The 15,653-nt window shown below is 63.1% G+C and carries 11 protein-coding genes and 1 pseudogene; 10 read left to right on the forward strand and 2 right to left on the reverse strand.

All coding sequences use genetic code 11. From position 1 onward, the window contains the following. Positions 1-35: 35 nt before the first annotated feature. Complete coding sequence (locus NKH90_RS19640; protein WP_352820480.1) at positions 36-1,646, reverse strand: DNA cytosine methyltransferase; 1,611 nt, start codon at positions 1,644-1,646, stop codon at positions 36-38. Between the two features lie 80 nt (positions 1,647-1,726). Between NKH90_RS19640 and NKH90_RS19645 the strand changes: the two genes are divergently transcribed. The 8 genes and pseudogenes from NKH90_RS19645 (at position 1,727) to NKH90_RS19680 (ending at position 11,155) form a co-directional block, all read left to right on the forward strand. Continuing rightward, the gene (locus tag NKH90_RS19645; RefSeq protein ID WP_352820482.1) at positions 1,727-2,185 is read left to right on the forward strand and encodes a very short patch repair endonuclease; all 459 of its coding nucleotides are present in this window, start codon (positions 1,727-1,729) and stop codon (positions 2,183-2,185) included. A gap of 176 nt (positions 2,186-2,361) precedes the next feature. After that, positions 2,362-2,538, forward strand: a pseudogene (locus NKH90_RS19650) (LacI family DNA-binding transcriptional regulator); the annotation flags it as partial. A 181-nt stretch (positions 2,539-2,719) separates the two neighbouring features. Next, on the forward strand, positions 2,720-4,162 hold the full coding sequence (locus NKH90_RS19655) for a DUF6600 domain-containing protein (RefSeq protein ID WP_352820483.1): 1,443 nt from the start codon (positions 2,720-2,722) through the stop codon (positions 4,160-4,162). Between the two features lie 316 nt (positions 4,163-4,478). Continuing rightward, positions 4,479-5,534, forward strand: coding sequence for a LacI family DNA-binding transcriptional regulator (locus NKH90_RS19660; protein WP_352820484.1), 1,056 nt, complete (start codon positions 4,479-4,481; stop codon positions 5,532-5,534). Positions 5,535-5,617: 83 nt separating this feature from the next. Further along, complete coding sequence (locus tag NKH90_RS19665) at positions 5,618-6,871, forward strand: ABC transporter substrate-binding protein (protein WP_352820486.1); 1,254 nt, start codon at positions 5,618-5,620, stop codon at positions 6,869-6,871. 483 nt (positions 6,872-7,354) lie between these two features. Next, positions 7,355-8,284 carry a carbohydrate ABC transporter permease gene (locus NKH90_RS19670; protein WP_352452309.1) on the forward strand — a complete coding sequence of 310 codons (930 nt, stop codon included), beginning with the start codon at positions 7,355-7,357 and terminating at the stop codon, positions 8,282-8,284. Beyond that, positions 8,284-9,141, forward strand: coding sequence for a carbohydrate ABC transporter permease (locus NKH90_RS19675; protein ID WP_023674366.1), 858 nt, complete (start codon positions 8,284-8,286; stop codon positions 9,139-9,141). The genes NKH90_RS19670 and NKH90_RS19675 overlap by 1 nt, the downstream gene beginning before the upstream one ends. Positions 9,142-9,169: 28 nt before the next feature. Beyond that, complete coding sequence (locus tag NKH90_RS19680) at positions 9,170-11,155, forward strand: glycoside hydrolase family 127 protein (RefSeq protein ID WP_352820488.1); 1,986 nt, start codon at positions 9,170-9,172, stop codon at positions 11,153-11,155. 18 nt (positions 11,156-11,173) lie between these two features. On the opposite strand, the gene NKH90_RS19685 is transcribed toward NKH90_RS19680, so the two are convergent. Continuing rightward, on the reverse strand, positions 11,174-11,953 hold the full coding sequence (locus tag NKH90_RS19685; protein WP_352820490.1) for a response regulator: 780 nt from the start codon (positions 11,951-11,953) through the stop codon (positions 11,174-11,176). Positions 11,954-12,186: 233 nt separating this feature from the next. Between NKH90_RS19685 and NKH90_RS19690 the strand changes: the two genes are divergently transcribed. Together NKH90_RS19690 and NKH90_RS19695 are read left to right on the forward strand one after the other, a co-directional pair. After that, entirely contained in the window at positions 12,187-13,101 is a 915-nt protein-coding gene (locus tag NKH90_RS19690) for a cytochrome-c peroxidase (protein WP_352820491.1), read from the forward strand. After that, a complete protein-coding gene (locus NKH90_RS19695) occupies positions 13,098-15,614 on the forward strand; it encodes a two-component system VirA-like sensor kinase (RefSeq protein WP_352820493.1) in 2,517 nt (838 codons plus the stop codon). Before NKH90_RS19690 ends, NKH90_RS19695 begins: the two co-directional genes overlap by 4 nt. Positions 15,615-15,653: the final 39 nt, after the last annotated feature.

Consider the following 15,653-nt stretch of genomic DNA (forward strand, 5'->3'; position numbering starts at 1 on the left):
CCCTTGAGTCCCGGCCGAGACTGGCAATGTGGTACTCAGGCAACATCGCGTAGTCTCGCGCGGGCCGGTTCTGCGTCATCGCGCATGTGCCGCGCGTTGAGGATCGACCACAGTGCCTCTCCGATCCAGCGCGCGAGCAACGGCGGGACGGCATTGCCGACTTGAACATACTGCTGAGTCCGGTTTCCCTTAAAAAGATAGTTGTCGGGGAACGTCTGAAGGCGTGCGGCCTCGCGGACCGACAGACTGCGGCACTGCATCGGATCTGGGTGGATGAAATAGTGACCGTCCTTCGAAATGTGGCTCGTAACGGTGGTGGAGGGGCCGCTCGCGATCTGAACCCGGAAGCGGTCGGCGAATTTTCCTGTCGACCAGTTCTGATGCCGGGGGGCGAGTTCCCCGGGAAAGTCGGATGCCTTGGGTGATCGACCCGTGACCTCAGCGAATGCAGCCGCAAAAAAATAGCGCGCGAGATCGCTTGTCATATGGCCGCGCGTCACATGATTTGGCAGCGTCTTGAGCCGTTGGTCGATCAGCCAATTGCGTAGGTCGGCGGGGCAGTCCCGGGCGATGCCTGTTCCTCTAGTCTCTCGCTCTGGCACGTCGCTCAGGTTCTCGAACGCGGCGAGATGCCTTGCAGCGCGCGTCGTGAATGTGAGGTGCTCAGCATCGGGCAGGTTCGTTTCAACACCGGCCACGAAGGACATTGCGCTAGTGATGACGCGTTTCCATTCCTTCCCGGTATCTAACCCTCGGCTGAGCCCGCTCCGTAGCTTCGGCATACCATCAAGAACATGGCCGACCGTTGCTTTAAGAGCGTGACGGACCATTACGTCAGCAAGCGCGGTGTCAGGCAGATCGGCTGCGACATCGGCTCGCAGTCCGACAACAATAACCCGATGACGCGCCTGCGGCACGCCGAAGTCCTCGGCGCGGATCACGAAATCGGCGGCTGTTGGCTGAAACCTTCCGAAGTTGAGCTGCCTTCGACGGCGAGGAGTCAACGCGATGAGTCGGTAGCGCTCGCGCCCACTCTCTGCACCCCGAAGGTCCTTCAGCACTTGGTCAAATATTAGATTTTCTCCGTCAACCGACGAAGATAGCATGCCCTTGACATTCTCCATCACGAAGGCTGCAGGACGAAGACGCTCCAGGATTCTGATGTACTCTTGGTAGAGGAAGTGCTTATCATCCTTACTGGCTACATATCCTTGGATGCCGGAATTCCGTGCTCGCCCAACAAGCGAATAGGCTTGGCAAGGTGGGCCGCCGATCAGAATGGAGTTGCCGCCACTTTCCTCTCGAATGGCATCGATACGGCCGTTCAATCGCTCAGCAGGATTCTCCTTTCCGAGTTCGAACTGCCAAGCCTCCAATTCGGCAGCCGCCCACTGCTCGGGGTAGAGCTCAGACCAATTGGGCTCTGTGGCCCCTTCATTGATATGATTGTAATAGGCATCCGGAAACTTGCCATCGAACTGGCGTAGAAAGGCTCGCAATCTCAGTGTGGAATGGGCAGCAGAATCCTTTTCGACAGAGAGGGCGATATGGAATGCCCGCTTCCCGTCAGCATTGCGGACGCTCGAAAATCCCTCAGCCAGTCCGCCTGGGCCGGCAAAAATATCTACGATCGAATATACTGGCAAGAATCACGCCTTCTGGAACCCGCCTGATAAACCCCATCACAGAATAACGAGTTGTTGCAAGAAATACAGGCCTCCATACTGTGGTTGATGTAGTCCGCACAGAAATAAGATCGCGCATGATGGCTGGGATCAAGGCCGGCAACACGAAGCCTGAAATCCGGCTGCGAAAGGCGCTGCATAGTGCCGGTCTTCGCTATCGTTTGCACGTTGCAGGGCTGCCGGGCAAACCCGATATCGTACTTCCATCAAGGCGCGCCACCATCTTTGTACATGGCTGCTTCTGGCATCGTCATGCCGGCTGTCACTGGTGCACAACGCCTGCCGACAACGCGGAGTTTTGGGCGAACAAGTTCGTCCGAAACATTGAGCGCGACAGGGAGGTGATAGAGATGCTCGCCAATTCGGGTTGGCGTACCGGCATTGTTTGGGAGTGCGGGCTTCGGGTGCCTTATATCTCCGCCACCATCGAGGCTGTACGCGACTGGATAGCATCGGATCGATCAAATTTTGAAAGCGGGGTAGTTCGGCCAAAGGGATAGGATCTCAAGCTCACTTCTGCCGTCGTCCCCTCTTGCCATACCCGAATTCTCATCCTAATCTCCCTCTGAGAAAACCTTTTCCCAAATCGCCCCGCATCCGCTGACCTCACCATTCAGCACCCCGCCGGGCCATAAGAGAAAAGCTTTTCCCACCTGGGAGGATCGATATCCGAATCATGGCGTCCGACGCACAGCCTGTCTCCGCCAAGACCCCCGTCACCCTCCGCGAGGTGGCCGCGCTCGCTGGCGTCAGCGTTGCCACGGCCTCAAAAGCGCTGAACGGGCAGGGGCGGATGACCGCCGAAACGCGGACCCGCATTCGCGGGACGGCGCAGCGGCTTGGCTTTCGCCCGATACCGTCGGCCTTTTGACCAACGACTTATCGCCGCGCCTTCGGCGCGCATTTGTGACGGTCACCGCCTTCATGAAGCAACTCTGATCCCAAATATCATCGTGCGATGCCGAGCCGCTGCGGGAGGCGATGCGGGTAACGTCAGCAAAGTGGAACAATCCGGCAGCCGGCGGGTTTGTACGATGAAGGGCGATTTGTTTCGGAGGAAGATTACGATGAAACGCGTCCTTGCCCAACATGCGGTGCGACTGATGCTCGGCGGCGTAACCGCCTGCCTGCTCACGGTCGTCGAGATTCCCAACCCAATTGCGCCATTGTCGCTTTTGTCCGAGGCAAGGGCTGCCACCACCGTTTCGATCAGCACGTTCTACGAAGACCTGTCTTCCTATGGTGATTGGGTCTCGTATCACGGAGCGACCGTTTTCGTGCCGGTTGATGTGCCTGACGATTGGCGTCCGTATACGCTTGGACACTGGGTCTATACCGAGCAGTATGGCTGGCTCTGGGTGTCCGACGAGCCATTCGGCTGGGCGACGTACCATTACGGCCGGTGGGGCTATGCCGACGATATCGGCTGGTACTGGGTTCCGGGCACTCGCTGGGCGCCAGCATGGGTGAGTTGGCGTCGTGACAGAGAGCACATCATTTGGGCGCCGCTGCCGCCCCGCCGCGATCCGGATTTGATTTCAATCGAGGTGACCTTCGACACGACGCCGGATTATTACTGGGTTGTGGTCCCCACCCGCGAATTCCTTGCCGCGGACATTTCTGTAGTCGTTATTCGTGATGAGCCGGAGTTTGTGCGCATTGTCGAGGCGGCCGAACCGGCCGGCGACGTGACGATCCAGAACAACGTGGTGATCAACAAAGTCATTGATGTCGATGTGATCGAAAAGGAGACGAACCAGAAGGTGACTGCCGTCAAGGTCAGCAAGACCGACGCGCCCGAGCAGTCCGGCAAACTGGAAAACGATACGGTCGCTGTCTTTGAGGGCGAGGTGAAAGCCGACCCTAAGGCCAAACCAGCTAAGCTCAAAGACATCGAAGAGGTGAAGCAGGTTCAGGCTGGCCGGAAATCGAAGCCGACCGAAGGCGCTGCAACGACCGAGCAGGCCAAGCCCGAAGAAACCGCCAAGCCTGAGAAGCCGAAGACCAAGGAGCAGCCGGCCACCGAGCAGCAGCAGGCCGAGCCCGGCAAGGCGGCCAAGCCTGTGAAGCCGAAGGGCGCGGAGCAGCCCGCCGCCAAGCAGCAGCAGGCCGAGCCGGAACAGGCGGCCAAGCCTGAGAAGCCGAAGACCAAGAAGCAGCCCGCCGCCGAGCAACAGCAGGCCGAGCCGGAACAGGCGGCCAAGCCTGAGAAACCGAAGATCAAGAAGCAGCCCGCCGCCGAGCAGCAGCAGGCCGAGCCCGAACAGACGGCCAAGCCTGAGAAGCGGAAGGCCAAGAAGCAGCCCGCTGCCGAGCAGCAGCAGGCTGAGCCGGAGCAGGCTGCCAAGCCTGAGAAGCGGAAGGCCAAGGAGCAGCCAGCGGCCGAGCAGCAGCAGGCCGAGCCCGAGCAGGCGGTCAAGCCCAAGCCACAGAAACAGAAAAACAAGGCGTGCGATCCACAGACTGAGAACTGCTAGCCGTGCGGGAAGACTGCGGCACCGCGATTATTTGATCGCGGTGCCCGCTGAACGGCAATGCACGCCAAAGCTGCTCGCCCTCTTTCCTTCGGGCCGCCATGGCAGATCCTGGACCCAGGGCAGCGAGTCGTAGTTGACTGCCGAACATGCCTGTAACCAGGCCATTCTCTCTTGCCATCCTTGCATCCTTCCCCTAATCTTCCTTTTGAGAAAACCTTTTCCCAACTCTGCCGGCATCCGCTGACTTCACCATTCAGCGCCTCGCAGGCCGGCAAGAGAAAAGCTTTTCTCAAATGGGAGGATCGATATCCAAATTATGGCGTCCGATGCGCAGCCAACGCCCGCCAAGCAGCCCGTCACCCTCCGCGAGGTGGCGGCGCTTGCCGGCGTCAGCGTCGCCACGGCATCGAAGGCGCTGAACGGGCAGGGGCGGATGACGGCCGAGACGCGGACGCGGATTCGCGAGACGGCGCAGCGGCTTGGGTTTCGCCCGAACAGCCTGGCGCAGAGCCTGCTCAGGCGGCGCTCCTTTACCGTCGGGCTGTTGACCAACGACACCTATGGCCGCTTTTCGCTGCCGCTGATGGCTGGCGTTTCCGATGCGCTGGTCGATGCCGGCGTCTCGGTGTTTTTGTGCAATGTCGAGGACGACCCGCGCCTTGCCCAGCTGCATGTCGATGCCATGCTCGACAAGCGCGTCGACGGCATAATCGCCACCGGCAAGCGCATCGACCGCCATCTGCCGGTCGATCTCGCCAATCTCGGCATTCCGGCGATCTATGCCTTCACCGAGCCGGATCCGGGCGCCATCGCTTTCGTGTCCGACGATGCCGGCGGGGCGCGGCTGGCGGTCGAGCATTTTTGCCGGCTCGGGCGGCGGCGCATCGCCCATGTCAGCGGTCCGGCGAGCTTTGCCGTGGTGCACGCCCGCGCCGAGGCCTATCGCGCGGTGCTGGCCGAGAACGGCCTGCCGGTCATGGAGCCGCTGCTCGGCCCGTGGTCGGAGGCCTGGGGCCACGAGGCGGTGGCAAAACTGTTCGACGGCGAGGGGTTCGACGGCACGCGCGAAAAGCCCGATGCGGTGTTTTGCGGCAACGACCAGATCGCGCGCGGCGTCATCGACGCCTTGCGCGAGCGCGGTATTTGCGTGCCGGACGAGGTCGGCGTCATCGGCTTCGACAACTGGCAGATCGTCGCCGAGGCGACCCGCCCGCCGCTGACCTCGGTCGACATGAACCTTTCAGCACTTGGCCGCGAGGCCGGCCTTGCCTTGCTTTCGCTCGTCGGCGGCGAACCCGCTCTGCCGGGCATCAGAAAACTGCCGTGCCGGCTGGTGGTGCGTCAGTCATGCGGCCGTCCGCCGGACGGCTGAACGAAACGGGCCGTGTCGATAGTCACCCGCTTGGGGGCGCGGCTAAATTAAAACGCTAAATTAAAACCATGTGGAGGAGAAGCATGAGAACCACCATTACCGGGCTCGCCATCGCCGCGAGCATTTTGGGCACGCTGGCAACAGTCGGCTCGGCCGCCGCCGACACTGCCAACATCTGGGTTCGCGCCGACGGCTCGAACTTCATGCCGCGCATCGTCGATGCCTTCAACAAGGGGCATCAGAACCAGATCAAGCTCGACATCATCCCGAATGCCGAGATCATCCCGAAATATGGTGCTGCCGCTGCCGGCGGCACGGCGCCCGACGCGCTGTCGCTCGACCTGATCTACACGCCGTCCTTCGCCGCCGCCAGCCAGCTCGAAGACATCACCGACTGGGCGAAATCGCTGCCTTATTTCGCCAGCCTGTCGCCGGCGCATGTCAAGACCGGCACCTATAAGGGCCGCATCTACGGGCTGCCGTTCTCGGCGGACTCCTCGGTGCTGATCTGGAACAAGAAGCTGTTCAAGCAGGCCGGCCTCGACCCGGAAAAGGGCCCGACCAACTGGGCCGAAATCGAAGCCGACGCCGAAAAGGTCAACGCGCTCGGCGGCGACATCAAGGGCTTCTACTTCTCCGGCAATTGCGGCGGCTGCAACATCTTCACCTTCACGCCGCTGATCTGGGCCTCGGGCGGCGACATCCTGACGGAGGACGGCTCCAAGGCGACGCTGGACACGCCGCAGATGCGCGGCGCCATCGACCTCTACCGTTCGATGGTCAAGAAGGATCTGGTGCCATCAGGCGCGCAGACCGACACCGGCTCCAACTTCTTTGCCGCCTTCGCCACCGGCAATATCGGCATCTCGCCGTCCGGCGCCTTCGCCATCGGCGCGCTGAACACGCAATATCCCGACATCGACTACGGCATCACCTTCCTGCCCGGCAAGGATGGCGGCTGGTCGTCGTTTGCCGGCGGCGACAATTTCGTCGTCACCAAGGGCACCACGAAGGTCGCGGTGGTCAAGGAGTTCCTCGACTTCGCCTATTCGCTCGAAGGCCAGACCATATTGGCGAAATACGGCAGCCTGCCGGTGCGCGGCGACATCGCCAATGAGGCGCTGAAAGACCTCGACCCGCGCTACAAGGTCGCCGCCGAAGCCATGGCCAAGGGCCGCACGCCCTATTCGGTGGTGTTCAACGACCTGATCAACTCGGCCAACGGTCCGTGGAACCAGATGATGAACGAGGTCTTCTTCGGCGAAGACGTCGACGGCGCCATCGCCAACGCGCAGGAAACGATGCAGTCGATCATCGATTCGGCGCCGCAGAAGTAGGCGCCGGCTCCACCTCCCCCTTGAGGGGAGGTCGGACCGAAGGTCCGGGTGGGGTCGTTGCGGCAGTGCTCGACATTTCTGTCGGCGCGCTTCGCGGAGGGCCCCACCCCCGCAGCCCCTTAACCTCCCCCTTGAGGGGAGGTCGGACCGCAGGTCCGGGCGGGGTCATCGCGGCAGTGCTCGACGCTCTTTTGATGTCGGCGCGCTTCGCGGAGGACCCCACCCCCGGCCTTCGACCGGACCCTCCCCTCAAGGGGGAGGGGGACGTCCCGCCAATGGAACAACAGGCATGAGCACCATCACAGTACGCCGTCGCAACGTTGGCTCCCCCTTCTCCCCTTGTGGGAGAAGGTGTCGCCGAAGGCGACGGATGAGGGGTGCTCCAGCTTGGCTCGGACGGCATTCCTTCCAACACCCCTCATCCGTCTCGGCGCTTCGCGCCGATCCACCTTCTCCCACAAGGGGAGAAGGAGAAGGCCAGCGATGACCACCATCACAGCAACCACCGCCGCGCCAGCGCGCGCATACAAACTGGTCGGCGCCGGCCGCCGGCAGTGGATCGGCCTGCTCTATGTCGCGCCCGCCGTTGCCCTGGTCGTCGTCTTCTTCATCGTGCCGCTTTGCATGACCGCCTGGATGTCGCTGCACAACTGGCCGCTGATGGGCGCGCATAGCTTTATCGGCCTCGACAATTACTGGGCGATCCTGCGCGACACCCGTTTCTGGAACGCGCTGAAGTTCACCGGCTACTACACGGTGGTGGTCACGATCGCGATCTTCGCCGTCGCCTTTCCGCTGGCGCTGTTCATCGAAAGGCCGCGGCAGCTGACCGGCTTCTACCGCACGTCCTTCTTCATGCCGGCGGTCATCGGCTTCGCCTCGGCGAGCCTTTTGTGGTCGTGGCTGCTCAATGTCGATTCCGGCCTGTTCAGCCCGGCCGCCTTCGAGCTTGGCCTGACCGAGAAGAAATTCAACCTGCTGGCGACCTTCCAGCCGGCCTTCTGGTCGATCATCGCCATGGTGGTGTGGAAGGTGGCGGGCTTCACCATGATCATCCTGATGACCGGCCTGCAGTCGATCCCGCCGGACCTGCAGGAGGCGGCGATGATCGACGGGGCAGGGCCATTCGCGCGGTTCCGGGCGATTACCTTGCCCTTGATGCGCCGCACGCTGGCGCTGGCGCTGATCCTGTCGGTCGCCGGCTCGATCCTCGCCTTCGACCAGTTCTACATCATCCTGCGCGGCGGCCCGCGCAACCAGACGCTGACCGCCGTCTACTGGATCTTCAACCAGTCCTTCGTGTCGTTCAAGCTCGGCTATGGCGCGGCACTTTCGATGGTCCTGCTGGTCATCCTGGTGGCGCTCAGCCTGATCCAGTTGCGGCTGCTGCGCAATCCGGAAGGGGTCGATTGATGGCGCAGGCTCGCACCCGCAAACGCCGCATCGGCATGCAGATCGCCGAGCACTCGACCGGCATCATCGCGTCCATACTGTTCCTGGCGCCGATCGCCTGGACGGTGCTTTCGGCCTTCAAGCCGGCGCAGGAGGCGCGCCAGCCACCGCTGCCGCCGTGGCCGACCAGCGGCATCTCGCTCGAGAACTACGCCACGCTCAACACCTTCGGCGACGGCCTCTGGCTGCCGGCGCAAAACAGCATCTACGTCTCGGTCATGACCGTGGTGCTGTCGGTGATCGTCAGCGTGCTCGCCGGCTACGGTTTCTCGCGCTTCCGTTTTCCGCTGAAGAACCTGCTGTTCGTCGTCATCCTGTCGACGATCATGATCCCGTTCCAGTCGATCCTGACGCCGATCTTCCTGGTGCTGACCAAGATCGGCCTGCACAACACGCTGACCGGGCTGGTCTGCGTCTACGTCACGCTGCAGCTGCCGTTCTCGATCTTCATGATGCGCAACGCCTTCGATGCGGTGCCGCGCGAGATCGAGGAGGCCGCGCGCATGGACGGCGCCAACAACGTCACCATGCTGTTGAGGGTGATGCTGCCGCTGGTCTGGCCGGGCATCGTCACCATCGCGCTGTTCGCCTTCCTCGGCGCCTGGAACGAGTTTCTGGCTGCGCTGGTGCTGATGACGGACCAGTCGAAATTCACGCTGCCGATCATGATGACGGCGCTGCAGTCCGGCCGCTTCGGCGCCATCGACTGGGGTGCCGTGCAGGCCGGCGTCACCGTCATGATGGTGCCGTGCCTGGTGCTCTTCCTGCTGCTGCAGCGCTTCTACATCCGCGGCCTGATGGCAGGGGCCGTGAAGTGACCACAAGAAATCGAACGGGAGTAAATTGATGACCGCATCGCAATCCGCCAGTCAGGGCGCCAAGCCGAAACTCGCCTTCCGCCCGCTGCCCGTGCCGCAGGTCGATGTGCGCGGCTTCTGGGGCGACCGCGTCGATGCCGTCGCCTCAAAGACCGCCGGCATCCTCTACGACCGCTGCGTCGAGGCGCGCATGCTCGAGCAGATCGACCCGGACCGGCCATCGCCCGGCGTCGTCATTCCGTTCCACTCACCGTCGCCGGACGAGGCGGCCACCGCCGGCAATGAGTTCACCGGATCGACGGTGACGACGCAGATGTTCTGGGACTCCGATTGGGGCAAGACCATCGAGACCGCCGCCTATTCGCTCTATCGCCGCCGCAACGACGAGCTCGAGAAGAAGATCGATGCCGTCATCGACATGTATGGAAAGCTGCAGCAGCCCGACGGCTATCTGTCGAGCTGGTACCAGCGCATCCAGCCCGGCCTGCGCTGGACCAATCTGCGCGATTGCCACGAGCTCTATTGCGCCGGCCACCTGATCGAAGGCGCCGTCGCCTACTACCAGGCCACGGGGAAACGCAAGCTGCTCGACATCATGTGCCGCTACGTCGATCATATCGCCGAGACGTTCGGTCCCGAGCCCGGCAAGAAGAAGGGCTATTGCGGCCATGAGGAGATCGAGCTGGCGCTGGTCAAACTGGCGCGGGTGACGGGCGAGCGCAAATACATGCAGCTTGCCAAATATTTCATCGATCAGCGCGGCCAGCAGCCGCATTATTTCGACGAGGAGGCGCGCGCCCGCGGCGCCGACCCCAAGGCCTATCATTTCAAAACTTACGAATACAACCAGTCGCACAAGCCCGTACGCGAGCAGGACAAGGTCGTCGGCCATGCGGTGCGGGCGATGTATCTCTATTCGGGCATGGCCGACATCGCCACCGAATATGGCGACGACACGCTGCGGGTGGCGCTCGACCGGCTGTGGGACGACCTCATGACCAAGAACCTCTACGTCACCGGCGGCCTCGGGCCGTCATCGCACAATGAGGGTTTCACCGCCGATTACGACCTGCCCAACGACACCGCCTATGCCGAGACCTGTGCTTCGGTCGGCCTGGTGTTCTGGGCAAGTCGCATGCTCGGCATGGGTCCAAATGCGCGCTACGCCGACATCATGGAGCGGGCGCTCTACAACGGCTCGATCTCGGGCCTGTCGCTCGACGGCTCGCTGTTCTTCTACGAAAATCCGCTCGAAAGCCGCGGCGCCCACCACCGCTGGAAATGGCACCGCTGCCCGTGCTGCCCGCCCAATGTCGGGCGCATGGTCGCCTCGATCGGCAGCTATTTCTACGGCCTGTCGGACGACGCACTCGCCGTCCATCTCTATGGAAACGGCACGGCTCGTTTCGATATTGCGGGCCGGCAGATAGAGCTCACCCAAACGAGCAATTATCCCTGGGACGGCGCGGTCTCGATCTCTGTCGAACCGGAAGCTCCGACCGCGTTCACTTTGCACCTGCGCCTGCCGGCCTGGTGCCGCAAGGCAGCGCTCAAGGTCAACGGCGCCGATGTCGATCTGGCTGCCATCAGCAGCGACGGCTATGCCGCGATCCGCCGCGAATGGCGCAAGGGCGACCGCGTCGAGCTCGACCTCGAAATGGCCGTCGACCGCCTCTACGCCAATCCGCAGGTGCGGCAGGATATCGGCCGCGTCGCACTGGCGCGCGGCCCGCTGATCTATTGCGTCGAGGAGACCGACAATTCCAGCCAGCTGCACCGCATCGCTCTGCCGCGCACGGCCGACATCGAGGCGCATCAGCAGCCGAACCTTCTGGGCGGCGTTGTGACACTTTCGGCGATTGCCAAAAAGGAGGCTTTCGAAAACTGGGAAGAGGGGCTCTACCGCACCGAACCGCCGGCGGTCGAGGACGCGAAAATCACCGCCGTGCCGTACTTTGCCTGGGACAACCGCGACCCCGGCGAGATGCTGGTCTGGCTCAGAAGCGCGGAGTAGGCTGGGCGCGGCAGCGGCTCAAAGTACCTCGACCGCAGTCGCGAATATGTAGCCGGCGCCACGCTCCGTAACAATGAGCTTCGGCTCGCTCGGATTGACCTCGAGCTTGCGGCGCAGCCGCAATATCTGCACGTCGATGCTGCGGTCGAACACCTCTTCGTCGTGCACGCGGCTGGCAGCGAGAAGCTGCTCGCGGCTCAGGATCTGCTGCGGCGATTTCAGGAAGGCTGCCAGCAGGTTGAACTCGCCGGCGGTCAGCGGCGTCGCCTCGCCCGCCGCCGACCTTAGGCGCCGCATCCGCATGTCGAGCTCCCAGCCGGCAAAACGATAGCGTATGGGTTTCTTGCCGCGCGGCTGCGGCTGCGTCGACCGCGATCGCCGCAGCACGGCGCGAATGCGCGCCAGCAGCTCCCTGAGGCCGAAGGGCTTGGTGATGTAGTCGTCGGCGCCGAGTTCCAGGCCGACGACGCGATCCACCTCGTCGCACCTGTGGCCGGTGATGATGATGATGGGCGCTTCCGGCGGACTGCCGAGTTGCCGCATGATGTCGAACCCGTCCTCATCGGCAAGCCGCATGTCGAGGATCATCAGGTCTACGGGCTTTTCATTGAGGACGCGCGACATGGCCTGGCTGTCGGCGACCGCGCTGACCCTGAAGTTTTGGCTCTCCAGGTAATTGGTGAGCATATCGCGAATTTCGGGGTCGTCGTCGACGACAAGGATATGCTTCGGCGCCGCTGGCTGCTCGGTACTGCCTTTCGACTGCTGTTCGTGGCGAATGTTTTGTTCGGCTGACATCTCGCACCGTCCGCAAGCATGGAACTCATGACCGAGCCGTTGCTTTATTAAACGTCGATTTTCGGCGATTTATTGGTGAACGCCGATGATCTACGTGATCGCACACCCTGCCGCAGGCTCGCTCGATGGCACATCAGCAGATTGGTAAGGTTCGGGCGGGGCTTTTTGTTCCGCTTTGCCTGGCAATGGCGGCACCTTTTGCGTTGGCCCAGAGCAATCAGCCGGCCCCGCCGATGGGCGAGCCGATTGCACCGATCACGGCCAGCGGCCCCTCCGACCGGGCGAAGATCGCGCTTGGCGAGAGCCTGTTCAACGATGCCCGCCTGTCGCATGGCGATGTCGTCGCCTGCAGTTCCTGTCACAGGCTCGATCTCAGCGGCGACGACGGTCTGGCCCGTTCCGTGGCGGCGGATGGCAAGCCGCTCGATTTCAACACGCCGACCGTCTTCAACGCGGCGCTCGATTTCCGGCTGAACTGGCGCGGCAATTTCCGCACGTTCGAGGAGCAGAACGAGGCAGCCCTGCTCGATGACAGGCTGATGAATACGAGTTGGGAGGAATTGCTGACCAAGCTTCGCTCGAATGCTGAGTATTCGCAGCGGTTCGCGAGGGTCTACGGCGCCATTCCCGACCGGACAAACGTGCTCGACGCGCTTGTTGTCTTTCAACGGTCGCTGATCACGCCCGATGCCCGTTTCGACCGCTATCTCAAGGGCGAACGCGACGCCATCACGACCGACGAAGAGCACGGCTATCAACGGTTCAAAGCGTATGGCTGCGTCGCCTGCCACCAGGGCGCCAACGTAGGCGGCAATCTGTTTCAGAAATTCGGCATCTTCCGGGATCCCTTCGCTCGCCAGAAGACCCTGACCAAGGCGGATCTCGGCCGCTTCGCCGTTACCGGCGCCGAGAGCGACCGCCATGTGTTCCGCGTTCCCAGCCTGCGCAACGTCGCGGTGACGGCGCCGTATTTTCACGATGGCCGCACCGCATCGCTCGCAGACGCGGTGAAGATCATGGCGCGCAACCAACTCGGCCGGGAGCTCGACCAGCGCGATGCCGATCTCATCGTCGAATTCCTCGGGACACTGACGGGCGAGTATCGCGGCCGGCCGTTGACCAGCGCAGCCGATCGTCTGCAGCAATGAAGTCGCTACGCATCCTGGCGCCGATCGTTGCCTGCCTGCTCATCGCCCTGACCTACCTCCTGGTGCAGGGCACGGCTCCCGATGCGGCGCGCCACGAGCGCACGCTCGATGCGCTCAGGACCGTCATCCTCTATAACGCCGCGCTGCAGCGCGATGTGTTGCGGGCACGCGCGGGGCTGCTGCGCAGCTACGATCCGCTTGTGCGGTCGATCGAGAACCTGGATGAGGCGACGCAGACGCTGCCGGCTGCCCGCGACGCAGCAAGCGGCGAAACACGGGCGGACATCGACAAGCGGATCGCCGAAGTCATCGCCGCGATCCGCGACGAGGAAGCGCTCGTCGAGAGGTTCAAGTCCGATAACGCGCTGCTGCAGAACTCGCTGAACTTTTTCAACTATATGAGCGGTCGTCTCACGAGCGAGGGTGACGGCCTTCGAGCGGTCGAGATAGGGGCCCTGATGGTCGCAATGTCGCGGTTTATCAGCGATCCCCAGCCGGACGCGGCAAAAGCCGTAACCGCCGCACTCGACCGGCTGGCAAGGCCCTCCGTCGATGCCGTGCCTGCAAGCGATGTACTCTCGCTCGTCTCCCACGGCCGGCTTATCGTCACCAGGCTTCCGGCGGTCGACGATCTCGTCGCCCGCCTGCAGACCGCGCCGACGAGCGAGCGGGCTCGCGCGCTGCAGGACGTCTATCTCGGTGCGCATGGGCGGGCCGCGGCGCGGGCCGAACTGTTCCAGACGCTGCTTTATGTCGCCGCGTTGGGCCTCGTCGGCTATGTCGCCTACCTGTTCGCCCGCCTGCGCCGCAACGCGCGGATCCTGCGCGAGCGGCTGGAATTCGAGGACCTGATCGCCTCGATCTCCACGCAGTTCATCAATCTGCCGCGTGACCGCATCCGCGCCGGCATCAGCAAGGGCCTCGCGCGCCTGGTCGAACATGCCGGGCTCGACGGCGCCCAGATTTTCGTCAGCCACATCGCCGATCCTTCCGGCGGCTACTTCTATCGCCGTCCGGGCGGGAGCAGGCCGCCCCATCTGTCGAAGGACATGATCGAGCTGGCTTCACGCTGGACGCTGGCCGACCACGAGCGGCAGGGCTGCATCGACGTTCCCCGCGTCGGCGAGCTTCCCGAGGGGCGGGAGAAGGCATCGCTGCAGGCACACCAGTTTCGATCGTGGCTGTGCATACCGATGTGGCATGCCGGCGAGCGGTTGGGTTTTCTGGCTCTCGATACCGTCACGCACGAAAAGCATTGGGCCGACGACGACATTGCACTGCTGCGCACCGCGGCCGAGATTTTCGCCAATGCCATCGTGCGCGAGCACAACGAACGCGAGCGTGAGGCACTGCAGGCGCGGCTCAATCAGTCGCAACGGCTGGAAGCGATCGGGACGCTCGCCGGCGGCATAGCGCACGAGTTCAACAACATCCTCGGTGCCGTCCTTGGTTACAGCGAGATGGCGCTGGCGGTGCTGCTGAAGGAGTCGCGCGCGCGGCGCTACGTCCAGCAGATCATGCAGGCCGGCAGGCGGGCGCAGGACGTCACCGAGCAGATCCTCGCCTTCGGCCGTCGTCACGAGCGGCAGCATCACGCGCTGCGGGCGGAAGCCGTGGTTGCCGAAGCGATCGACCTGCTGCGCGCCTCGTTCCCCGCCACGCTTTCAGTGCAGACGCGTCTTGCAGCCGCGGATGCGGCGATGATGGGCGATCCGACCGAGCTTCAGCAGGTGGTGATGAACCTCGGCACCAACGCGGCGCAGGCGATGAACAACCGCGGCGCATTGGAAATCGGTCTCGACACGACGGAATTCGTCGAGGCGCGGATGCTATCGCACGGCAACCTGCCTGCCGGGCGCTACCTCCGCCTTGCCGTCAGGGACACCGGCAGCGGCATGGATCAGGCGACGCTCGAGCGTATCTTCGAGCCGTTCTTCACGACCAAGCCGGCAGGGCAAGGCACCGGGCTCGGCCTGTCGACGGTGCACGGCATCGTCATAGCGCACAGAGGCGCGGTCGACGTGAACAGCAAGCCCGGCGAAGGCACGACCTTCGAGATCTATTTTCCGCGGATCGAGGCCGCCGAAGCAACCCAGAACGAGGACGAGAGCGACGCCGCCGAGGTGCCGGTCAAGCATGGCAACGGCGAGACGATCCTCGTCGTCGACGACGACACGCCGCTGATGCAACTTGCGGAGGAAATGCTCGCCGCGCTCGGCTACGAGCCGGTCGGGTTCGACCGCAGCCCCGCGGCTCTCAGCGCATTTCGCACCGATCCGGAACGCTTCGACCTGGTGCTGACGGACGAGGTCATGCCCGACATCACAGGGATCGAATTCTCCGGCCGGTTGCACAAGATCCGGCCCGACCTTCCGGTCGTGCTGATGACCGGTTACGGCCGTCAGCTGCGGTCGCGCCAACTGACGGCGGCCGGCATAAGCGAAGTCATCAAGAAGCCGCTGCTGTCGGCCGCCGTCGCACAATGTCTTGCCCGCCATCTGCATTCAGGCTGATCACGGCCGGCCGGATTTCTTCGTTACAACCGTAACCAA

This window comes from Mesorhizobium sp. M0898, from assembly GCF_040319695.1.
Lineage (GTDB): Bacteria > Pseudomonadota > Alphaproteobacteria > Rhizobiales > Rhizobiaceae > Mesorhizobium.